The sequence below is a fragment of the Streptomyces sp. NPDC052020 genome (assembly GCF_040680575.1).
Lineage (GTDB): Bacteria > Actinomycetota > Actinomycetes > Streptomycetales > Streptomycetaceae > Streptomyces.
Window position 1 is genome coordinate 218,471 of record NZ_JBFAWY010000004.1, and the last position, 19,769, is coordinate 238,239.

Here is a 19,769-nt window from a genome sequence, read left to right on the forward strand (position 1 = left end):
TTACTTCACTTCCTTGAGATCGCGGTAGGCCGCGACGAGGGCGGCGGTGGACGGGTCGAGACCGGGCACGTCGGCGCCCTCGGTGAGGGCGGGCTCGACCCGCTTGGCGAGGACCTTGCCGAGCTCGACGCCCCACTGGTCGAAGGAGTCGATGTTCCAGATCGCGCCCTGGACGAACACCTTGTGCTCGTACAGCGCGATCAGCTGGCCCAGCACCGACGGGGTCAGCTCCGCGGCGAGGATCGTCGTGGTCGGGTGGTTGCCCTGGAACGTGCGGTGCGGCACCTGCTCCTCGGGCACGCCCTCGGCCCGCACCTCCTCGGCGGTCTTGCCGAAGGCGAGCGCCTGGGTCTGGGCGAAGAAGTTGGCCATCAGCAGGTCGTGCTGCGCCTTGAGGTCGTCGCTCAGCTCGGCCACCGGGCGGGCGAAGCCGATGAAGTCCGCCGGGATGAGCTTGGTGCCCTGGTGGATGAGCTGGTAGTAGGCGTGCTGGCCGTTGGTGCCCGGCGTGCCCCAGACGACCGGACCGGTCTGCCACTCGACGGGGTGGCCCTCGCGGTCGACGGACTTGCCGTTGGACTCCATGTCCAGCTGCTGGAGGTACGCCGTGAACTTCGACAGGTAGTGCGAGTACGGCAGCACCGCCTGCGACTGGGCGCCGAAGAAGTTGCCGTACCAGATGCCGAGCAGGCCCAGCAGGAGCGGGGCGTTGGCCTCGGCCTCGGCGTTGCGGAAGTGCTCGTCGACGATGCGGAAGCCGTCGAGCATCTCCCGGAACCGGTCCGGGCCGATCGCGATCATCAGCGACAGGCCGATCGCCGAGTCGTAGGAGTACCGGCCGCCGACCCAGTCCCAGAACTCGAACATGTTGGCCGTGTCGATGCCGAACCCGGCGACCTTCTCCGCGTTGGTCGACAGCGCCACGAAGTGCTTGGCGACCGCCTTTTCGTCGCCGTCCAGACCGTTCAGCAGCCAGGACCGCGCCGAGGTGGCGTTGGTGATCGTCTCGATCGTGGTGAACGTCTTGGACGCGACGATGAACAGCGTCTCCGCCGGATCCAGGTCCCGGACCGCCTCGTGCAGGTCGGCGCCGTCCACGTTGGACACGAAGCGGAACGTCAGCGAGCGGTCGGTGTAGGCGCGCAGCGCCTCGTACGCCATCGCCGGGCCGAGGTCGGAGCCGCCGATGCCGATGTTGACGATGTTGCGGATGGGGCGGCCGGTGTGGCCGGTCCACTCACCGGAGCGGACGCGGTCCGCGAAGTCGGTCATCTTGTCCAGCACCGCGTGGACCTTGGGGACGACGTTCTCGCCGTCGACCTCGACGACCGCCTCGCGCGGGGCGCGCAGCGCGGTGTGCAGCACCGCCCGCCGCTCGGTGACGTTGATCCTCTCGCCGCGGAACATGGCGTCGCGCAGCTCGAACACGCCGGTGGCGGCGGCCAGCTCCTGCAACAGGGCGAGGGTCTCGTCGGTGACCAGGTTCTTCGAGTAGTCGATCCGCAGATCACCGACGTGCACCACGTACCGCTCCGCGCGGGAGGGGTCCGCGGCGAACAGCTCCCGCAGGTTCGGGTGGAGCATCGCCTCGGCGCGGTGGTCCTCCAGGGCCGTCCACTCCGGACGCCTGCTGAGCTTGGGGGAGTCAGACATGTGCGGGGGTCTCCTCGGTTGCCTCGCCGCGCAGGGCGATGGCGTACATCTCGTCGGCGTCGAGGCGCCGCAGCTCCTCGGCGATGAGTTCGGAGGTGGGGCGGACCTTCAGCGCGAGGGTGCGCGGGGGCTGGTCCGGCAGGGTCAGGGTGGCCAGCGGGCCCTCGGGCCGGTCGATGACGATCTCGCCGTTCCCGGTGCCCAGGCGCACGCCCGTGACGACCGGGCCGGCGGTGTCCACCCGCTCGACCGTCACATGCAGCCGGGCCTCCAGCCAGCGGGCCAGCAGCTCCGCGCTCGGGTTCTCCGGCTCGCTCTCCACGACCGCGGAGGTGATCCCCAGCCGGGCCTGGTCCAGGGCGGCGGCGAGCATGGAGCGCCACGGGGTCAGCCGGGTCCAGGCCAGGTCGGTGTCGCCGGGCGCGTACGACCGGACGCGGTCCTCAAGGGCCAGGAGCGGGTGCTCGACGGCGTACATGTCGGTGATCCGGCGCTGGGCCAGCGCGCCGAGCGGGTCCTTGGCCGGGTTCTCGGGCGCGTCCACCGGCCACCACACGACGACCGGGGCGTCCGGCAGCAGCAGCGGCAGCACCACCGAGTCGGCGTGGTCGGACACCTCGCCGTACATGCGCAGCACGACCGTCTCACCGGTGCCGGCCTCGGAGCCCACCCGCACCTCGGCGTCGAGGTGGGAGCGGGTGCGGTCGCGGGAGGTGCGGGCGTGGCGCTTGATGACGACCAGGGTGCGCGAGGGATGCTCGTGGGAGGCTTCCTCGGCCGCCTTCATCGAGTCGTAGGCGTTCTCCTCGTCCGTGACGATCACCATCGTCAGGACCATGCCCACGGCCGGGGTGCCGATGGCGCGGCGACCCTGCACCAGCGCCTTGTTGATCTTGCTTGCCGTGGTGTCGGTCAGGTCGATCCTCATGGCCTGCGCCAGCTCCGTCCGTCTCGTGCGAGCATCTCGTCGGCTTCCTCGGGTCCCCAGCTGCCCGAGGCGTACTGCGCGGGCCTGCCGTGCGTGGCCCAGTACTCCTCGACCGGGTCGAGGATCCTCCAGGACTCTTCCACTTCCTGGTGACGGGGGAACAGGTTGGCGTCCCCCAGGAGGACGTCCAGGATGAGCCGCTCATACGCCTCCGGGCTGGACTCGGTGAACGACTCGCCGTAGGCGAAGTCCATCGACACGTCCCGGATCTCCATCGACGTGCCCGGTACCTTCGAGCCGAAGCGGACCGTCATGCCCTCGTCGGGCTGGACGCGGATGACGATCGCGTTCTCGCCCAGTTCCTCGGTGGCGGTGGTGTCGAAGGGGGAGTGCGGGGCGCGCTGGAAGACGACCGCGATCTCCGTCACCCGGCGGCCCAGCCGCTTGCCGGTGCGCAGGTAGAAGGGGACGCCCGCCCAGCGGCGGTTGTCGATGCCCAGCTTGATCGCGGCGTAGGTGTCGGTGGTGGAGGCCGGGTCGATGCCGTCCTCCTCCAGGTAGCCGCGCACCTGGGCGCCGCCCTGCCAGCCGCCCGCGTACTGCCCGCGCACGGTGTGCAGACCGAGGTCCTCGGGCAGCCGGACCGCCCGCAGCACCTTCAGCTTCTCGGTGAGCAGCGACTCGGCGTCGAAGGAGGCGGGCTCCTCCATCGCGGTGAGCGCGAGCAGCTGGAGCAGGTGGTTCTGGATGACGTCGCGGGCGGCGCCGATGCCGTCGTAGTAGCCGGCCCGGCCGCCGATGCCGATGTCCTCGGCCATCGTGATCTGCACGTGGTCGACGTACGAACGGTTCCAGATCGGCTCGTACATCTGGTTGGCGAAGCGCAGCGCCAGGATGTTCTGGACGGTCTCCTTGCCCAGGTAGTGGTCGATGCGGAAGACCTGGTCCGGCTCGAAGACCTCGTGCACGATCGCGTTCAGGTCGCAGGCGCTGGCCAGATCGTGCCCGAACGGCTTCTCGATGACCGCGCGGCGCCAGGCGCCCTCCGGCGCGTCGGCCAGCCCGTGCTTCTTCAGCTGCTGGACGACCTTGGGGAAGAACTTCGGCGGCACGGAGAGGTAGAAGGCGTAGTTGCCGCTGGTGCCGCGGGAGGCGTCCAGCTCCTGCACGGCGTCCCTGAGCTGCTCGAACGCGGTGTCGTCGTCGAAGTCGCCGGGGATGAACCGCATGCCCTCGGCGAGCTGCTGCCACACCTCCTCGCGGAACGGCGTCCGCGCGTACTCCTTGACCGCGTCGTGCACGACCTGCGCGAAGTCCTGGTCCTCCCAGTCCCGGCGGGCGAAGCCCACCAGGGAGAAGCCCGGCGGCAGCAGGCCGCGGTTGGCCAGGTCGTAGACGGCCGGCATCAGCTTCTTGCGGGACAGGTCGCCGGTGACCCCGAAGATGACCAGGCCGGACGGGCCCGCGATCCGGGGCAGCCGGCGATCGCGGGCGTCGCGCAGCGGATTGGACCAGTCGGCGGCCGGGACGGGGGCGGCGGGCTGCCGCTTCGCCGCCGAGGCGGCCTCGGGTGCCGCCTTCTTCGCCCCCTGGGCCGGGGCGTCCTTCCCGGTGTCGCCGGCGGTCTTCCCGGCCCGCTTGGCGGGCTTGGCCTTCCCCGCTCCGGGCGTGTCGGTCACCGCGGCCGCACCGGCCGCCGCTTCCGAAAGCTCCTCGCTCATTCCCCGTCCACTCCCTTGCTGTTCAGGGACTTCGTCACGGCGTCGAGCAGGTCCTGCCAGGCCACCTCGAACTTGGCGACGCCCTCGTCCTCCAGCTGCCGCACCACCTCGTCGTAGGAGATGCCGAGCCGCTCGACGGCCGCCAGGTCGGCGCGGGCCTGGGCGTAACCGCCGGTGACCGTGTCGCCCTGGATGTCGCCGTGATCGGCGGCGGCGTTCAAGGTGGCCTCCGGCATCGTGTTCACGGTGCCGGGGGCGACCAGCTCCTCCACGTACAGAGTGTCCCGGTATGCCGGGTCCTTCACACCGGTGGAGGCCCACAGGGGGCGCTGCTTGTTGGCGCGGGCTCCGGCCAGGGCGGTCCAGCGGCCGCCGGAGAACACCTCCTCGTACGCCTGGTAGGCGAGCCGCGCGTTGGCCAGGGCCGCCTTCCCCTTCAGCGCGAGGGCCTCGTCCGTGCCCAGCAGCGTCAGCCGCTTGTCGATCTCGCCGTCGACGCGGGAGACGAAGAAGGAGGCGACGGAGTGGATGGCCGACAGGTCGTGCCCGGCCGCCTGGGCCTTCTCCAGGCCGGCCAGATAGGCGTCCATGACCGCGCGGTAGCGCTCCAGCGAGAAGATCAGCGTCACGTTCACGCTGATGCCCGCGCCGATGACCTCGGTGATCGCCGGCAGGCCCGCCTCGGTCGCCGGAATCTTGATCATGACGTTGGGCCGGTCGACCAGCCAGGCCAGCTGCCGGGCCTCGGCGATGGTGGCGGCGGTGTCGTGGGCCAGGCGCGGGTCCACCTCGATGGAGACCCGGCCGTCCTGGCCGCCGCTGGCCTCGAACACCGGCTTCAGCACGTCTGCGGCGGCCCGGACGTCGGCGGTGGTCATCATGCGCACCGCCTCGTCGACGGTGACACCGCGCACCGCCAGGTCGGCCAGCTGCTCCTCGTAGCCCTCGCCGGAGCCGATGGCGGCCTGGAAGATGGAGGGGTTGGTGGTGACGCCGACGACGTTCTTCGTCTCGATCAGTTCGGCCAGGTTGCCGGAGTCGATCCGCTCGCGGGACAGGTCGTCCAGCCAGATGGACACGCCCTCGTCGGACAGGCGCTTGAGCGCTCCCGCGGGCACGGTTGCTTCGGACAAAATGATCATCTTCTTTCTGGCGATCGGATCAGCCGCGGGCGGCGGCGAGGGATTCCCGCGCCGCGGCGGCGACGTTCTCGGCGGTGAAGCCGTACTCGGCGAACAGGGTCTTGGCGTCGGCGGAGGCGCCGAAGTGCTCCAGGGAGACGATGCGTCCGGCGTCGCCCACGAAGCGGTACCAGGTCAGGCCGATGCCGGCCTCGACGGCGACCCGCGCCCTCACCGACGGCGGCAGGACGCTCTCGCGGTACTCGCGGGGCTGCTCCTCGAACCACTCCACGGACGGCATCGACACCACCCGGGCACCGATCCCCTCCGCCTCCAGCAGCTCGCGCGCGGCCACGGCGAGCTGCACCTCGGAGCCGGTCGCGATGAGCACGACGTCGGGGGTGCCGGTGGAGGCGTCCTTCAGCACGTAGCCGCCCTTGGCGGCGTCCGGGTTCGGCTCGTACGTCGGCACGCCCTGCCGGGTCAGCGCCAGGCCGTGCGGGGCCGGGTGGGTGGAGTGCCGCTTGAGGATCTCCGCCCAGGCGACGGCGGTCTCGTTGGCGTCGGCCGGGCGGACCACGTTCAGGCCCGGGATGGCGCGCAGGGCGGCCAGGTGCTCGACGGGCTGGTGGGTGGGGCCGTCCTCGCCCAGGCCGATGGAGTCGTGCGTCCACACGTACGTCACCGGCAGCTGCATCAGGGCCGACATGCGCACGGCGTTGCGCATGTAGTCGGAGAAGACCAGGAAGGTGCCGCCGTAGATACGGGTGTTGCCGTGCAGCGCGATGCCGTTCATCTCCGCGGCCATGGAGAACTCGCGGATGCCGAAGTGGACGGTACGGCCGTAGGGGTCCGCCTCGGGCAGCGGGTTGCCCGCGGGCAGGAACGACGACGTCTTGTCGATCGTGGTGTTGTTCGAGCCGGCCAGGTCGGCGGAGCCGCCCCACAGCTCGGGCAGCACCGGGCCGAGCGCCTGGAGGACCTTGCCGGACGCGGCGCGGGTGGCGACGGACTTGCCGGGCTCGAACACCGGCAGGGCGTCCTCCCAGCCCTCCGGGAGCCGGCCGGCGACCACCCGGTCGAACAGCTCGGCGCGCTCCGGCCGGGCGCCGCGCCACGCGGCGATCCGCTTGTCCCAGGCGGCGTGCGCCTCGGCACCCCGGTCCAGGGCCCTGCGGGTGTGGGCGAGCACCTCGTCGGCGACCTCGAAGGTCTTCTCCGGGTCGAAGCCCAGGACCCGCTTGGTGGCCGCTACCTCGTCCTCGCCCAGCGCCGAGCCGTGCGCGGCCTCGGTGTTCCGCGCGTTCGGGGCGGGCCAGGCGATGATCGTGCGCATCGCGATGATCGAGGGGCGCTCGGTCTCGGCCCGCGCCGCCTTCAGCGCCGCGTACAGCGCGCGCACGTCGATGTCGCCGTTCTCCGCGGGCTCGATCCGCTGGGTGTGCCAGCCGTACGCCTCGTACCGCTTGAGGACGTCCTCGGAGAAGGCGGTCGCGGTGTCGCCCTCGATGGAGATGTGGTTGTCGTCGTAGAGGAAGACGAGGTTGCCGAGCTTCTGGTGGCCGGCGAGGGAGGACGCCTCGGCGGAGACGCCCTCCTGGAGGTCGCCGTCGGAGACGATCGCCCAGACGGTGTGGTCGAAGGGGGACTCGCCGGCGGGCGAGTCCGGGTCGAACAGGCCGCGCTCGTAGCGGGCGGCCATCGCCATGCCCACGGCGTTGGCCACGCCCTGGCCCAGCGGGCCGGTGGTCGTCTCGACGCCGGCGGTGTGCCCGTACTCGGGGTGGCCCGGCGTCTTGGAACCCCGCGTGCGGAACGCCTTCAGGTCGTCCAGCTCCAGCTCGTACCCGGCGAGGTACAGCTGTGTGTAGAGGGTCAGCGAGGTGTGGCCGGGGGACAGGACGAAGCGGTCACGGCCCGTCCACTCGGGGTCCGCCGGGTCGTGCCGCATCAACTTCTGAAAGATCGTGTAGGCGGCCGGGGCCAGGCTCATCGCCGTGCCCGGGTGGCCGTTGCCGACCTTCTGTACGGCGTCGGCCGCGAGAATCCGGGCCGTGTCGACGGCACGCCGGTCGAGTTCGGTCCATTCGAAGCTGTCCGGGGTCTGCGTGCTCATCTTCAAGAAGTCCTCGATCGGAGCGGGATAGCTGGTCTGACGTGTTCAAACTTAAAAGTCTGACTTTTTGTGGGGAAGGTCGAGGTGTGCCAGCCTGTGGTGAAAGTGGGACACCCCTGGGCGCGACGGCGCCCGTCGAAGCGGCATGAGAAGGACATGACGGACGAAAACATCGCAGGTGGCGAGGGCGACGACGGCGGCGACGGGGCGGGCGGCGACGGGATCAGAACCTTCCCCTTCCCGGCCGATCGGAGCGTCCTCGGCGTCGGCATGCAGATCGGCCCGATGGGCACCGGCCGCACCTGGCACTCCGACGCGCCGCTGCACCGGGTGCACCGCATCGACTTCCACGTCGTCATGCTCTTCACCGGCGGCCCGGTCCGGCACATGATCGACTTCGCCGAGTACGAGGCGACCGCCGGAGACGTGCTGTGGATCCGCCCGGGCCAGGTCCACCGCTTCTCACCGGACAGCGAGTACCGCGGAACGGTCCTGACCATGCAGCCCGGCTTCCTGCCCCGCGCCACCGTGGAGGCCGCCGGCCTCTACCGCTACGACCAGCCGCCCCTGCTCCACCCCGATCCGGCGCGGCGCGCGGCCCTGACCGCCGCCCTGGACCACCTGCGCCGCGAGTACGAGGACACCGCCACGCTGCCGCTCAGCCTGCACACGGCGGTGCTGCGGCACTCCCTGTCCGCGGTCCTGCTGCGCCTGGCCCACCTGGCGGCCAGCTCCGCGGAAGCGGTCCGGCTCCGGCAAGACGACACGACCTTCACCCTCTTCCGGGACGCGGTCGAGCGGGGCTTCGCCACCAACCACAGCGTCAGCGCGTACGCCGACGCGCTCGGCTACTCCCGCCGCACCCTCGTCCGCGCGGTCCGCGCCGCCACCGGTCAGACGCCCAAGGGGTTCATCGACAAGCGCGTGATCCTGGAGGCCAAGCGGCTGCTGGCGCACACCGACATGCCGATCGGCCGGATCGGCGCGGCGGTCGGCTTCCCCGACGCGGCGAACTTCTCCAAGTTCTTCCACCAGCACACCGACATGACGCCGGCGGCCTTCCGGGCGGAACTGCGCTGACGCCCCGGCGCGCGCCGGTCCGGTCCGGACCGCCCGGGCAGCGCGGCGGCCGGGGGCGCGGTCGTCCCGGCCGCCGCGCCCCCGGCCGGCTCAGGCACCCGCTACAGCGCGCTGCCCGCCTTCCACTTCTTCCACGACAGGTTCCAGCCGTTGAGCCCGTTGGCGGGATCCACGGCCCGCTCGCCGGAGTTCTTCACGATCACGACGTCGCCGACCAGGGAGTCCGTGTAGAACGCGGAGCCGTCCGTCGCCCGGTCGTCCCCGCCCTTGGCGTCCCGCAGGCCGATGCAGCCGTGGGTGGTGTTCCGCTTGCCGAACACCGACGGCGAGGTCCAGTAGTTGCCGTGGATGAAGGTGCCGGAGGTCGTCAGTCGCTGGGCGTGCGGGACGTCCGCGATGTCGTACTCATGGCCGAGCCCGACGGTCGAGGACTCCATGCGGGTTTCCCTCAGCTGCTCGCTGATCACCATGATCCCGGACCAGGTGGTGTGGTCGGCGTCGCCGCCGGTGACGTCGTACCCGGCGACGGCCCGGCCGTCCTGCTCGACCGTCATCCGCCCGGCGCCCAGATCGACCGTGCTGATCCGCTCCCGCCCGATGCGGAAGGCGAGGTCCTGGGACTGGACGCCGGACACGCCGCGCGCGGCCTTCACACCCCGCAGCCGCAGCCGCACGGTGACCGTGGTGCCGGGCGCCCAGTACTTCTCCGGCCGGAAGTCCAGCCGCTTGTCGCCGAACCAGTGGCCGGCCACCTCGACACCCGGGTCCGCGCTCACCGTGATCGCCCGCTCGACGGCGGCCCTGTCCGTCACGGCGTGCGAGAAGGCGATCGACACGGGCATGCCGACGCCGTACAGGGCGCCCGCCCGCGGGGTGACGGTGGCGGTGAGGGACTCCGCGGCCCGCGCCGCCGAGCCGCTCCAGCCGGTCAGGGCGGTGGCGGCCGGAACCGCGCCGAGCAGCGTGAGCACCCCGCGCCGGGACCACCTCCCGGGCTGCTGGTCGGGCCGGCTGGGTGTGTGGGGGGTGCTCACGTCGTGCCTTTCTGTGACGATCCTCGGCATCTGTGCAGTGTGCACCTTATAACTGGGTTTCCTCTGTGCGACCCTGTCGGCCGCCCGAGGAGCTGTGAGAAACGCGGCAGCCGGGACGCCCGGACCGGCGTCTCACCCCGGGGAGGGAGGACCGCCGGGCTCCGCCCCTGCCCTGGCTAGGGCCGCCAGCCCAGTGCCCGCGAGATTCCGCGCGCCGCCAGCCGCACCGCCGGAACCAGCACCGCCACCCGCGCGTCCGCGTACGGCACGACGACCGAGACCGCCGCGGCCACCGCCCCGTCCGGGCCGCGCACCGCGGCGGCCACCGACAGCGCGTCCTCGGTGACCTGGCGCGCGCTGACCGCCACGCCGGTGCGCCGCACCTCGGCCAGCACCCGGCGCAGCCGGTCCCCCTCGGTGACCGTGTACGGGGTGAAGGCGGCGAGCGGCCGAGCGCAGTACGCCTCCTGGAACTCCGGCCCGCCGTGCGCCAGAAGCGCCAGCCCGACCCCGGTGGCGTGCAGCGGCCAGCGCGCCCCGACGCGGATGTGCACCCCGACCGCCGACCGCCCCGACAGCCACTCGGTGTAGACGACCTCGTCGCCGTCCCGTACCGCCAGCTGTACGTTCTCGTGCGTGGCCTCGTACAGGTCCTCCAGGTACGGCAGCGCGATCTGCCGCAGCGCCGGCCCGCGCGGGGTGAGCGCGGCGAGCTCCCACAGCCGGAGCCCGACGTGGTACAGCCCGGACTCGTCCCGTTCCAGCGCGCCCCACGCGGTCAGCGCGCCCACCAGCCGGTGGGTGGTGCTCAGACTGAGCCCGGCCCGCCGGCTGATGTCCGTCAGGCACAGCGCCGGGTGCGCCTGGTCGAACGCGGCGAGCACGGACAGCAGCCGCTCGGGCGCGGAGCGGGCGCCGCCCGGCCGGGCGGGGCCGTCGGCTCGGGGCAGGGCGGTCATGGCCGGGCGTCCTTCGGTGGGGAGTTCCGGGTGGGGAGGGTGCGGTACGGCGCGGAGTACGACGCCGCGCGGCCCGTAGGGCAGTGGTCGGCTCGTAGGGCGGCGATCGGCCGGTCGGCGGCGTCCGGCCCGGCGGGCGCGGGAGTTGGGGTCAGCGGCCCGGGGCCGGCCCGGCCGTCAGGCCAGCCCCGCCTCCGCGATCCGCAGCAGCAGCGCGTGCAGCGTCTCGCGCTCGGCCGGATCGAGCGGCTCCAGCAGGTCCTTGGTCACGCGCAGCCCCGCCTCGTCGGTGTCGCGCAGGAAGGCGCGGCCCTCGCCGGTCAGGACGACGATCCGGCTGCGGCGGTCGTCGGGGGAGGGACGGCGCTCGGCGAAACCCAGCTTCTCCAGGTCGTCGACGAGCCCGACGATCGCGCTGGGGTCGTAGCCCAGCCGGGCGCTCAGCTCCCGTTGCGGCGCGCCCTCGGTGGTGGCGAGGAAGCGCAGCAGCGCGTAATGCCGCAGGCGCAGACCCGACTCCTGGAGGAAGGCGTTGAACAACTGGCCCGAGCGCAGGCCCAGGCGGTACAGGAGGTAGCCGGTGTCCGCGTGCAGCCCGCGCATCCACGGTTCCTGCGCGTCGATCGGTGGGGGACTGGCCGTGTGCTGCTGGCGGGTGATGGCGGGCTCCCTGGGCGAGGCCCCCGGCGGGGCGGGACGACTGCGTGCCGGATCAGTTTCCCGCACTCCGCCGGTCAGTAACAACTATTGGCGGCGACAATTATTTCACGGACTTCGCGATGGCGGCCGGGCCGTCCGCGAGACCCGGCGCACCGGCCGGTGACAAGATCGTGCTGCTCGCCGACCCGGCGAGGGGTGCGACCGGTGGTGACCAAGGCGCCGGCGGACCGGGCGGGTGCCCGCCTCTCCCAGGAGGCGGGCGCCGCCCCGGCCGCGGCGGGAAAGGTGCAGGCGTGAGGCTGACGATTCTGGGCGGCGGCGGATTCCGGGTACCGCTCGTGTACGGGGCGCTGCTGGCGGACCGCGGCGAGGGCCGGGTGACGCGGGTGGTGCTGCACGACCTGGACTCGGCCCGGCTGGCGGCGGTGACCCGGGTGCTGGCCGAGCAGGCCGCCGGCGTGCCGGACGCGCCCGCGGTGACGGCCACCACCGACCTCGACGAGGCCGTGCGCGGCGCCGACTTCGTCTTCTCCGCGATCCGCGTCGGCGGCCTGGAGGGCCGGGCGCACGACGAGCGGGTGGCCCTCGCCGAGGGAGTGCTGGGACAGGAGACGGTGGGGGCGGGCGGCATCGCCTACGGCCTGCGGACCGTGCCGGTGGCGGTGGACATCGCCCGGCGGGTGGCCCGCCTCGCCCCCGACGCCTGGGTCATCAACTTCACCAACCCGGCCGGTCTGGTCACCGAGGCCATGTCCCGCCACCTCGGCGACCGCGTCATCGGCATCTGCGACTCGCCGGTCGGCCTCGGCCGCCGGGTCGCCCGTGCGCTCGGCGCCGACCCGGACGAGACGTGGATCGACTACGTCGGCCTGAACCACCTCGGCTGGGTACGCGGCGTGCGCGTCGCCGGCCGCGACGAACTCCCGCGCCTGCTGGCCGACCCGGCGCTGCTCGGCTCCTTCGAGGAGGGCAGGCTGTTCGGCCCCGAGTGGCTCCGGGCGCTGGGCGCGATCCCCAACGAGTATCTGCACTACTACTACTTCAACCGGGAGACCGTGGACGCCTACCGGCGCGCCGGGCGGACCCGCGGTGCCTTCCTGCGCGACCAGCAGGCCGGGTTCTACAAGGCGGCGCTCGCCCCGGGGGTCTCCGCCCTGGAGCTCTGGCAGCGCACCCGGGCCGAACGCGAGGCCACGTACATGTCGGAGAACCGCGAGGCCGCGGGCGCGGGCGAGCGCGAGGCCGAGGACCTCTCCGGCGGCTACGAGCGGGTGGCGCTGGCGCTGATGCGGGCCATCGCCCGCAACGAGCGCGCCACCCTGATCCTCAACGTCCGCAACCGCAGCACCCTGCCGGTCCTGGACTCCGAGGCGGTGATCGAGGTCCCGTGCCTGGTCGGCGCGGACGGCGCGCACCCGGTGGCGCCCGGCCCGCTGCCGGGCCACGCCACCGGTCTGGTCTGCGCGGTCAAGGCGGCCGAGCGCGAGGTGCTGGCCGCCGCCGAGTCCGGGTCCCGGGCGACGGCCGTGAAGGCGTTCGCGCTGCACCCGCTCGTCGACTCCGTGGCGGTGGCCCGGCGTCTCGTGGACGGCTACACCGCCGTGCATCCGGGCCTGGCCTACCTCGGCTGACGGCCGAGCGGGCCGCCGGGGCTCAGGCGGGAGAGCCGGCGGCGTCCGTGCCCGGCCGGGGTGAAGGGAAGGGACGCCAAAGCGCCCTCGACAGAGGGAATTTCGAGGCGGTGGTGCCGGGGGCGATCATACGGCGTCGCGAGCGGCCGCGCGCGACGCGCGCGGCGCGCTCCGCCCCGGCCGGCGACGCGGTGCCGGGACGAAGGCCCTTGTCCCGCGGTCCCCGGATGTGATCTCGTGGTTCCGAACGCGGGCGGAAGGGGGGCGGCGTGGCGGCGACGGCCGGTAGTGCCGGACAGCTGTGGGCCATCAGCGACCTGCACATCAGCTACCCGGAGAACCGGGCACTGGTCGAGAAGATGCATCCCGAGTCGGACGAGGACTGGCTGCTGGTGGCCGGTGACGTGGCGGAGACCGTCGCGGACGTCCGCTGGGCCCTGCACACCCTCGCGCAGCGCTTCCGCCGGGTTGTCTGGGCCCCCGGCAACCACGAACTGTGGACCCACCCGAGCGACCCCGTCACCCTGCGCGGCGTCGCCCGCTACCGGCATCTGGTCGAGGTGTGCCGGGAACTCGGCGTCACGACACCGGAGGACCCCTACCCCGTCTGGGACGGCCCCGGCGGCCCCTTCGTCGTCGCCCCCCTGTTCCTGCTGTACGACTACTCGTTCCTGCCGGCCGGGTGCGCGACCAAGGAGGAGGGCCTGGCCTACGCGCACGGCACCGGGGTGGTGTGCAGCGACGAGTACCTGCTGCACCCCGACCCCTACCCGAGCCGTGAGGCGTGGTGCCGGGACCGGGTCGCCGAGACCGAACGCCGGCTCGCCGAGCTCCCCGCCGACCTGCCGACGATCCTCGTCAACCACTACCCGCTGGACCGGCACCCCACCGACGTCCTGTGGTACCCCGAGTTCGCGCTGTGGTGCGGGACCCGGCTGACCGCCGACTGGCACCGCAGGTTCCGCGTCGACACCATGGTCTACGGCCACCTCCACATCCCGCGGACCACCTGGCACGACGGCGTCCGCTTCGAGGAGGTGTCGGTGGGCTATCCCCGTGAGTGGCGCACACGGCAGCAGCCGCCGGGACGGCTGCGCCGCATCCGGCCGAGGGAGGACGAAGCCCGGTGATCGAAGAACTGCTGCCCGGCACGGTGGTGGCCGTCGAGGCCCACGGTACCGAGGGTCCCGGCCCGGCCACCCTGTTCCCGGAGGAGGCGGAGCTGGTGGCCCAGGCCGTGGCCAAGCGCCGCCGGGAGTTCGCCACCGTCCGGGCCTGTGCCCGCCGCGCCATGGAGAAGCTCGGCGTGCCGCCGCAGCCCATCCTGCCCGGGGACCGCGGGGCGCCGCGCTGGCCGTCGGGCCTGACCGGCAGCATGACCCACTGCGACGGCTACTGCGCCGCCGCCCTGGTGCGCGCCGCCGACCTGGCCTCCCTCGGGATCGACGCCGAACCCGACGAAACCCTGCCGGAGGGGGTCCTGGAGGCCGTGGCGCTGCCCGCGGAGGAGGAGCGGCTGCGGCGCCTGACGGCGGACCGCCCCGACCTCCACTGGGACCGGCTCCTGTTCAGCGCCAAGGAGTCCGTCTACAAGGCGTGGTTCCCGCTCACCGGGAAGTGGCTGGACTTCTCGGAGGCCGACATCGTGATCACGGCCGACCCCGGGGAGCGGCGGCTCGGTTCGTTCCGCGCCGCTCTGCTGGTGCCCGGACCATGGGTGGGCGAGCGCCGCCTGACGCACTTCGACGGCCGCTGGATGGCCCGGAACGGGCTGCTGGCCACGGCGGTGGCGGTGCCGCACGACTGAGCACGGGCGCGCGGGCGGCCCGGGCACCACCGCCCGGTCCTCCCGGCCTCCGGTCCTCCCGGTCACGGCCGCGGCGGGCACCAGCCGCGCACCAGGCGGAAGAACGCCTCCTCGTTGCCCGCCAGGCCCGCGGCCCGCAACGCCTCGTCCGCCTCGGCGAGCACCGTGGGCGGGACGACGGGCGGGCCGGCGCAAGGGCCGCCGGCGCCGGGCGGACCGGCCGCGGTGTCGAAGGCTGCCCGTACGGTGTGCAGCAGCCGCAGATAGGCCTGAACGGCGGTGCGCTCGCGGTCGGTCGGCACGGCGGTGGTCATCGGTCGGCTCTCCCCGGTTCGGCGGCACGGTCACGCACGCCCCGTACGGCGGCTGCGCGACTCCAGCCTGCCGCCCGCCACTGACAACGCCGCCGCGCGGCAGGCGCGGTCCTACTGCCCCAGGTACCCCAGCGACGCCTCGATCCGCCCGGCCAGCCGGTCCCGCTGCACCGGCCCGCGCAGCGACGAACCCGCCAGCCACGTCCGGCACTTGCTCGCCAGCAGCAGTCCGAAGCGCTCGGCCTCCTGCTCGTCGGCGAGTTCGAAGCGGGAGCGCGCGGCGACCGCGCGGACGGCCGCCTGGAGATCGGCGTCGTCGTGCAGGAGCCGGGCGGCGACGGCGCTGCCCTCGACATGGTGGCCGCAGTGCCCGGCCTTCATGTGCCACAGCTCGTGGCCGAGGATGACCAACTGGTGGTCGGGCGCGGTTCGTTCCTCGATCACCACCAGGTCCTGGTCGGCCATGTCGAGCCAGAGCCCGCTGGCGGTCCCAGCCGGGAAGGCGGCCGTACGGAAGCGGACCGGGCGGCCGCGGCGCCTGCTCATCGCCTCGCAGAGCGCGGCGTACAGCTCGTCGGGCCGTGCCGGTGCGGGCAGCGTCAGCTCCCCGACCAGCTCGCCGCACAGGCGGCGCATCTCCCTGCCGATGCCCACATTCCTCCCCAGGATCACGACTCGGGCCGCTTGACACTCTCCAGGAGCATGTCCAGCCACTCGGCGACCTTGTCGCGGTGCTGGTCGGTGGGCAGCTGCGCGGCCCGCCAGGCGATGCCGCGCACACCGTGGTTCTGTAGCAGCCGCTCCAGCGGGTCGTCGGCCGCCGCGGCAGCCGCCCGCTCCCGGTCGGCGAGCTTCTGCAGCAGTTCCTGCTCGGTGTGCTGGAGCGCGCTCGCCAGCGCTTCGGGGTCCTCGGCCGTGAGGAAACCGGCGTGCACGCGGAAGAAGCGCTGGATCGCGTCGCAGTGCTCCATGGTGGGGCGCCGGTCGCCGTTGATGAGGGCGCCCGCCTGCTGCCGGGACATGCCGGCGCCGTCGGCGATCTCCTGCTGCGTGTACTTGCGCCCGTTCGGCTTCAGCCGGGTGCGGCGCAACAGGTCCAGGCGTTGCAGGAACCGGGCCTGCACATCGCGTTCCCCCGCCGGCCGTCCGCTCAGCAGGGCCTTCACCACCGGCTCGGGAACCCCCGAGGCGACGGACAGGCGGCCGACGTCGAAGACCTCGGTGTGCGGAACGCCGAGCCGGTCGGCGAGCGCGGTGACGCGGGCGACGACGGCCGGCAGCGCGGCCGTCGGCGTGCTGCCCGGACCCCCGAAGCCACCGGTCACCGAAGGATCTCCCACGTCTCTCACAGGCTTCTCACAAACGCTTCTCATAAGCGGTTGCCGTGAACTTCCCGGAGAGTAGCCCGTGGTCCGAACCTACATCCAGGTCTCGCCACAACTGTGGCCAATTCCAGCCGTCAACCGACATGGAATGCCACGATAGTTGACACGCCTTGCGTCGGGACAGCAGGATCGGGGCGCCGCGAGAAGGGCCGCACAGGCAAGAGGGGTGACCTCCCGATGGCATTTCACGCAGGAGGGCAGCGGCCGGCACCGCGGCCCGTCCCCGAGACGTCCGAGACGTCCCAGACCCAGGCGTACCTACAGGACTACGCCGCCTTGCTGGAGGCCGTCCCCTATCCGTCCTTCGTCGTCGACCACCGCTGGGACGTGGCGCTGGCCAACGGCGCCTTCCGGGCGCTGTTCGCCGCCGTCGCCTCGCATCCGACGGCCATGCCGGAGGACAACTTCCTCAGATTCGTCCTGTTCCACCCGGACGCCCCCGCGATCCTCGGCGAGCACGAGCCGCGCTGGTGCCTGCCGATGCTGGCGCACTTCGCGTCCGTGCTCGAACGGCACGGCCACGACCCCGCGTTGCAGGCCATCCGCCGCGACATCGCCCAGGACCCGATCATGGAGGCCGCCTACCGGCAGGGCCTGCCGCACTGGATCCGCGCGGTCGGGGAGTCCGCCGTCGAGCACGACGGCGCCGTGCGGCCGGTCCTGCACCCCGATCCGCGCTGGGGCGTGACCGACTGCCGGGTCGTCGTCGAGACGCCCCGGTCCCTGGAACGGCTCGGGTACACGCGTCTGACGCTCGTGCTGCGCGAGGCGCGCCGCGCGCCCGCCCGGGAGCGCCGCAGACGGCGTGCCGCTCCCCATCTCAGGGTCGTCCCCCCGGCGGAGTGAGGGCGGCCGGAGGGAGCTTTCCGGCCGTTCTCCCGCCGGGCCGGCCGAAGCGGTCCGCCTGCTGACCGCCCGAACGCCCGAGCGCCCGGTCACCGGCCCTCCAGGGCGGCGACCGGGCGCGCACTGAGGCTGGACCCCGGACGCCGTGATCGGCGTGGGCGGGGAGCCGGACCGCCGGAACTCGGCTGGGCGGTGAGCCCGGCTCCGCCCGGACCGGCGCCGGGCCGCGGATCACAGATCCAGCACGAGCCGCTTCCCCCGGCACCGGGAGACACAGATGAGCATGGTCTCCCCGGCCGCCCGCTCCTCCTGCGTGAGCACGGAGTCCCGGTGGTCCGGAGTGCCCTCCAGCACGTCGGTCTCACAGGTGCCGCAGGTGCCCTCGGTGCAGGAGTACAGCACCTCCACCCCGGCGGCGCGCACGGCGTCGAGGACGGAGCGGCCCGGCGGGACGGTGACCGTCCTGCCGCTGCGCGCCAGCTCGACCTCGAACGCCGCGTCCGCGTCCGCGTCCGCTCCCGCCCGCGGCTCCTCCTTGGGCCGGAACCGCTCCACGCGCAGCACGTCCGGCGGGCACCGCTCCTCGACCGCGTCGAGCAGCGGTCCGGGACCGCAGCAGTAGACGAGCGTGCCGCCCGGCAGGCCGTCCAGCACGGAGCCGAGATCGAGCGGCCCCGTCTCGTCCTGCGGGGCGAGCGTGACCCGGTCCCCGTACCGCGCCAGCTCCCGGGTGAACGCCATGGAGGCGCGGGTGCGTCCCCCGTACAGCAGCGTCCACTCGGCACCCGCCGCCTCGGCCGCGGCCAGCATCGGCAGGATCGGGGTGATGCCGATGCCGCCGGCGACGAAGCGGTAGCGGGGTGCGGGTTCGAGCGGGAAGCGGTTGCGCGGGCCGCGCACCCGCACCGCGGCGCCCGGCTCCAGCCGGTCGTGCACATACGCCGATCCGCCGCGCCCGTCCGGTTCGCGCAGTACGGCGATCCGCCAGGTGTGCCGGTCGGCGGGGTCGCCGCACAGCGAGTACTGCCGCTCCAGGCCGGGCCCGAGCAGGACATCGACGTGGGCGCCCGGCTCCCAGGCGGGCAGCGCCTCGCCCCGGGGATGGCGCAGGGTGAGCGCGCGCACGCCGGCCGCGGCCTGCTCGCAGCGCTCGACGACGAGTTCGGTGCCGTATGTGGTCATGAGCCGTTTCCTCGCTGGTGTCCTCGCGTCCGGTGTCCTCGCGGATGGGCGAGCATCCACTCCCACAGGATGACCGGGTCCTCGGCACTGTGCTCGGCGCCGCAGTGGCAGGTGCCGTGCAGCACGTCCGTGCCGGGCACCCAGTCGACGCGGTAGATCTCCTGGCCGGCGGGGGAGGTCACCGCACGCCCTCCACGGACTCCACGGGCTCCGCGGGCCGGGCGCCCTCCTCGGCCAGCCGGGCGAGGATGCGGCGGGCGGCCAGACCACCGGTGTCGATGTTGATGCTGAGCTCCTGGTAGCCGGTGCGCTCGGTGCCGAGCGTCCGCTGGAGCAGGTTGAGCGCGACGACGTCCTGCATGACGACGGTGTGGTTGTTCTTCCGCAGGAACTCGGTCACCTCGGCGTCGTCCGTCGCCCAGTCCCGCGAGACCGCCCAGAAGTCGTACACCTTGCCCTCGGCGGACGGCGTGATGGCGTAGGTGATCTCGGTGTGGAAGCCGTCCGGGTCGCTGCCGTCCGCCGCCGGCACCACGCCGACCGGGGCGACCCGGCTGTGCAGCAGATACAGGCAGGGCGCGTGGTACTCGATGTCCTGCCAGCGGGAGATCCGCCCCTGGACGCCGGTGGATTTGGCGTAGAACGGCGGGCACTCGGCGTCGTCCATGTGCCGGCTCACCCGTACGATCCCGGCGCCCTCGTCGACCTCGGTGGTGATCGGCGTCTCGGCGACCTCCGGGGTGCCGATGTAACCGCCGTGCAGATAGGTCTCGTGGGACAGGTCGAGGAGGTTGTCGACGAGGAGTCCGTAGTCGCAGTCGATGGGCTCCATGCCGCGCACGGTGACCCAGCCGGGGGAGTCCAGGTGCGCCGCGCGGGGGATGGCCGGCGGGTCGGCGAGCTCGGGGTCGCCGATCCACACCCACACCAGGGAGTCCTGCTCGACGACCGGGTAGGAGGCGACGCGCGCGGTGCGCGGGACGCGTTTCTGCCCGGGCACGGACACGCAGGCGCCGGTCGTGTCGTAGGTGAACCCGTGGTAGCCGCAGACGACCCGGTCCCCGTCGAGCCGGGTCGGCGCCTCGGACAGCGGGTAGCGGCGGTGCACACACCGGTCGTGCAGGGCGACCGGCGTGCCCTCCCGGGTCCGGTAGAGCACGAGCGGCTCCCCGAGAATCGTCCGGCCGAGCAGCTCGCGCCCGACCTCATGGCCGTAGGCGGCGACGTACCACTGGTTCCTGGCGAAGGCGGTCATGTGCGGCATGGCCTCTGGCTCCCGTCCTCTGGTGGTGGCGACATCGTCGGAAAGGGCCGCGCGGCGGCGCAATACTC

The 19,769-nt window shown here is 72.9% G+C and carries 19 protein-coding genes; 5 read left to right on the forward strand and 14 right to left on the reverse strand.

Features of this window, described 5'->3' with window-relative positions; translation table 11 throughout:
* From pgi to tkt, 5 genes are read right to left on the reverse strand one after another with little or no spacing between them, the layout of a single operon-like run.
* A complete protein-coding gene (gene pgi, locus AB0L74_RS05645) occupies positions 1–1,653 on the reverse strand; it encodes a glucose-6-phosphate isomerase (RefSeq protein WP_365645895.1) in 1,653 nt (550 codons plus the stop codon).
* A complete protein-coding gene (opcA, locus tag AB0L74_RS05650; RefSeq protein WP_365645897.1) occupies positions 1,646–2,581 on the reverse strand; it encodes a glucose-6-phosphate dehydrogenase assembly protein OpcA in 936 nt (311 codons plus the stop codon). The genes pgi and opcA overlap by 8 nt, the downstream gene beginning before the upstream one ends.
* A complete protein-coding gene (zwf, locus tag AB0L74_RS05655) occupies positions 2,578–4,302 on the reverse strand; it encodes a glucose-6-phosphate dehydrogenase (RefSeq protein WP_365645899.1) in 1,725 nt (574 codons plus the stop codon). Before zwf ends, opcA begins: the two co-directional genes overlap by 4 nt.
* Positions 4,299–5,444, reverse strand: a complete 1,146-nt coding sequence (tal, locus tag AB0L74_RS05660; protein WP_365645901.1) for a transaldolase — start codon at positions 5,442–5,444, stop codon at positions 4,299–4,301. The genes zwf and tal overlap by 4 nt, the downstream gene beginning before the upstream one ends.
* Positions 5,445–5,463: 19 nt before the next feature.
* The gene (gene tkt, locus AB0L74_RS05665; protein ID WP_365645903.1) at positions 5,464–7,539 is read right to left on the reverse strand and encodes a transketolase; all 2,076 of its coding nucleotides are present in this window, start codon (positions 7,537–7,539) and stop codon (positions 5,464–5,466) included.
* 156 nt (positions 7,540–7,695) lie between these two features.
* Between tkt and AB0L74_RS05670 the strand changes: the two genes are divergently transcribed.
* Positions 7,696–8,619, forward strand: coding sequence for an AraC family transcriptional regulator (locus AB0L74_RS05670; RefSeq protein WP_365645905.1), 924 nt, complete (start codon positions 7,696–7,698; stop codon positions 8,617–8,619).
* A gap of 101 nt (positions 8,620–8,720) precedes the next feature.
* On the opposite strand, the gene AB0L74_RS05675 is transcribed toward AB0L74_RS05670, so the two are convergent.
* From AB0L74_RS05675 to AB0L74_RS05685, 3 genes are all read right to left on the reverse strand, one after another.
* The gene (locus AB0L74_RS05675; protein ID WP_365645907.1) at positions 8,721–9,653 is read right to left on the reverse strand and encodes a L,D-transpeptidase; all 933 of its coding nucleotides are present in this window, start codon (positions 9,651–9,653) and stop codon (positions 8,721–8,723) included.
* Positions 9,654–9,829: 176 nt separating this feature from the next.
* Positions 9,830–10,612: an IclR family transcriptional regulator gene (locus AB0L74_RS05680; RefSeq protein WP_365645909.1), complete on the reverse strand. Its 783-nt coding sequence runs from the start codon at positions 10,610–10,612 to the stop codon at positions 9,830–9,832.
* 177 nt (positions 10,613–10,789) lie between these two features.
* The gene (locus tag AB0L74_RS05685; RefSeq protein ID WP_365645911.1) at positions 10,790–11,215 is read right to left on the reverse strand and encodes a MarR family transcriptional regulator; all 426 of its coding nucleotides are present in this window, start codon (positions 11,213–11,215) and stop codon (positions 10,790–10,792) included.
* A 350-nt stretch (positions 11,216–11,565) separates the two neighbouring features.
* On the opposite strand from AB0L74_RS05685, the gene AB0L74_RS05690 reads away from it, so the two are divergent.
* The 3 genes from AB0L74_RS05690 (at position 11,566) to AB0L74_RS05700 (ending at position 14,710) form a co-directional block, all read left to right on the forward strand.
* Complete coding sequence (locus tag AB0L74_RS05690; protein ID WP_365645913.1) at positions 11,566–12,903, forward strand: 6-phospho-beta-glucosidase; 1,338 nt, start codon at positions 11,566–11,568, stop codon at positions 12,901–12,903.
* A 269-nt stretch (positions 12,904–13,172) separates the two neighbouring features.
* Complete coding sequence (locus AB0L74_RS05695) at positions 13,173–14,033, forward strand: metallophosphoesterase (RefSeq protein WP_365645915.1); 861 nt, start codon at positions 13,173–13,175, stop codon at positions 14,031–14,033.
* Positions 14,030–14,710, forward strand: coding sequence for a 4'-phosphopantetheinyl transferase superfamily protein (locus tag AB0L74_RS05700; protein WP_365645917.1), 681 nt, complete (start codon positions 14,030–14,032; stop codon positions 14,708–14,710). Before AB0L74_RS05695 ends, AB0L74_RS05700 begins: the two co-directional genes overlap by 4 nt.
* 62 nt (positions 14,711–14,772) lie before the next feature.
* Here AB0L74_RS05700 and AB0L74_RS05705 read toward each other — a convergent pair whose 3' ends face one another.
* From AB0L74_RS05705 to AB0L74_RS05715, 3 genes are all read right to left on the reverse strand, one after another.
* Positions 14,773–15,024 (reverse strand): hypothetical protein, encoded by a 252-nt coding sequence (locus tag AB0L74_RS05705; RefSeq protein ID WP_365645919.1) that lies wholly within the window; start codon positions 15,022–15,024, stop codon positions 14,773–14,775.
* Positions 15,025–15,135: 111 nt separating this feature from the next.
* The gene (locus AB0L74_RS05710; RefSeq protein ID WP_365646050.1) at positions 15,136–15,660 is read right to left on the reverse strand and encodes a toxin-antitoxin system, toxin component; all 525 of its coding nucleotides are present in this window, start codon (positions 15,658–15,660) and stop codon (positions 15,136–15,138) included.
* 32 nt (positions 15,661–15,692) lie between these two features.
* Entirely contained in the window at positions 15,693–16,349 is a 657-nt protein-coding gene (locus AB0L74_RS05715) for a helix-turn-helix transcriptional regulator (RefSeq protein ID WP_365646052.1), read from the reverse strand.
* 237 nt (positions 16,350–16,586) lie between these two features.
* On the opposite strand from AB0L74_RS05715, the gene AB0L74_RS05720 reads away from it, so the two are divergent.
* Positions 16,587–17,255 carry a hypothetical protein gene (locus AB0L74_RS05720; RefSeq protein ID WP_365645921.1) on the forward strand — a complete coding sequence of 223 codons (669 nt, stop codon included), beginning with the start codon at positions 16,587–16,589 and terminating at the stop codon, positions 17,253–17,255.
* 231 nt (positions 17,256–17,486) lie between these two features.
* Here the strand turns inward: AB0L74_RS05720 and AB0L74_RS05725 are convergent, their stop codons facing one another.
* The 3 genes from AB0L74_RS05725 to AB0L74_RS05735 are packed head-to-tail and all read right to left on the reverse strand — an operon-like array spanning position 17,487 to position 19,701.
* Positions 17,487–18,437, reverse strand: a complete 951-nt coding sequence (locus tag AB0L74_RS05725) for a PDR/VanB family oxidoreductase (protein WP_365645923.1) — start codon at positions 18,435–18,437, stop codon at positions 17,487–17,489.
* Positions 18,434–18,619, reverse strand: a complete 186-nt coding sequence (locus AB0L74_RS05730) for a hypothetical protein (protein ID WP_365645925.1) — start codon at positions 18,617–18,619, stop codon at positions 18,434–18,436. The genes AB0L74_RS05725 and AB0L74_RS05730 overlap by 4 nt, the downstream gene beginning before the upstream one ends.
* Positions 18,616–19,701: an aromatic ring-hydroxylating dioxygenase subunit alpha gene (locus AB0L74_RS05735; RefSeq protein WP_365645927.1), complete on the reverse strand. Its 1,086-nt coding sequence runs from the start codon at positions 19,699–19,701 to the stop codon at positions 18,616–18,618. The genes AB0L74_RS05730 and AB0L74_RS05735 overlap by 4 nt, the downstream gene beginning before the upstream one ends.
* Positions 19,702–19,769: the final 68 nt, after the last annotated feature.

Coding starts and splice junctions, on each gene's coding strand:
- pgi (WP_365645895.1), bottom strand. CDS start 1,653: ATGTCTGACTCCCCCAAGCTCAGCAGGCGTCCGGAGTGGACGGCCCTG.
- opcA (WP_365645897.1), bottom strand. CDS start 2,581: ATGAGGATCGACCTGACCGACACCACGGCAAGCAAGATCAACAAGGCG.
- zwf (WP_365645899.1), bottom strand. CDS start 4,302: ATGAGCGAGGAGCTTTCGGAAGCGGCGGCCGGTGCGGCCGCGGTGACC.
- tal (WP_365645901.1), bottom strand. CDS start 5,444: ATGATCATTTTGTCCGAAGCAACCGTGCCCGCGGGAGCGCTCAAGCGC.
- tkt (WP_365645903.1), bottom strand. CDS start 7,539: ATGAGCACGCAGACCCCGGACAGCTTCGAATGGACCGAACTCGACCGG.
- AB0L74_RS05670 (WP_365645905.1), top strand. CDS start 7,696: ATGACGGACGAAAACATCGCAGGTGGCGAGGGCGACGACGGCGGCGAC.
- AB0L74_RS05680 (WP_365645909.1), bottom strand. CDS start 10,612: ATGACCGCCCTGCCCCGAGCCGACGGCCCCGCCCGGCCGGGCGGCGCC.
- AB0L74_RS05685 (WP_365645911.1), bottom strand. CDS start 11,215: ATGCGCGGGCTGCACGCGGACACCGGCTACCTCCTGTACCGCCTGGGC.
- AB0L74_RS05705 (WP_365645919.1), bottom strand. CDS start 15,024: ATGACCACCGCCGTGCCGACCGACCGCGAGCGCACCGCCGTTCAGGCC.
- AB0L74_RS05710 (WP_365646050.1), bottom strand. CDS start 15,660: ATGCGCCGCCTGTGCGGCGAGCTGGTCGGGGAGCTGACGCTGCCCGCA.
- AB0L74_RS05720 (WP_365645921.1), top strand. CDS start 16,587: ATGGCATTTCACGCAGGAGGGCAGCGGCCGGCACCGCGGCCCGTCCCC.
- AB0L74_RS05725 (WP_365645923.1), bottom strand. CDS start 18,437: ATGACCACATACGGCACCGAACTCGTCGTCGAGCGCTGCGAGCAGGCC.
- AB0L74_RS05735 (WP_365645927.1), bottom strand. CDS start 19,701: ATGCCGCACATGACCGCCTTCGCCAGGAACCAGTGGTACGTCGCCGCC.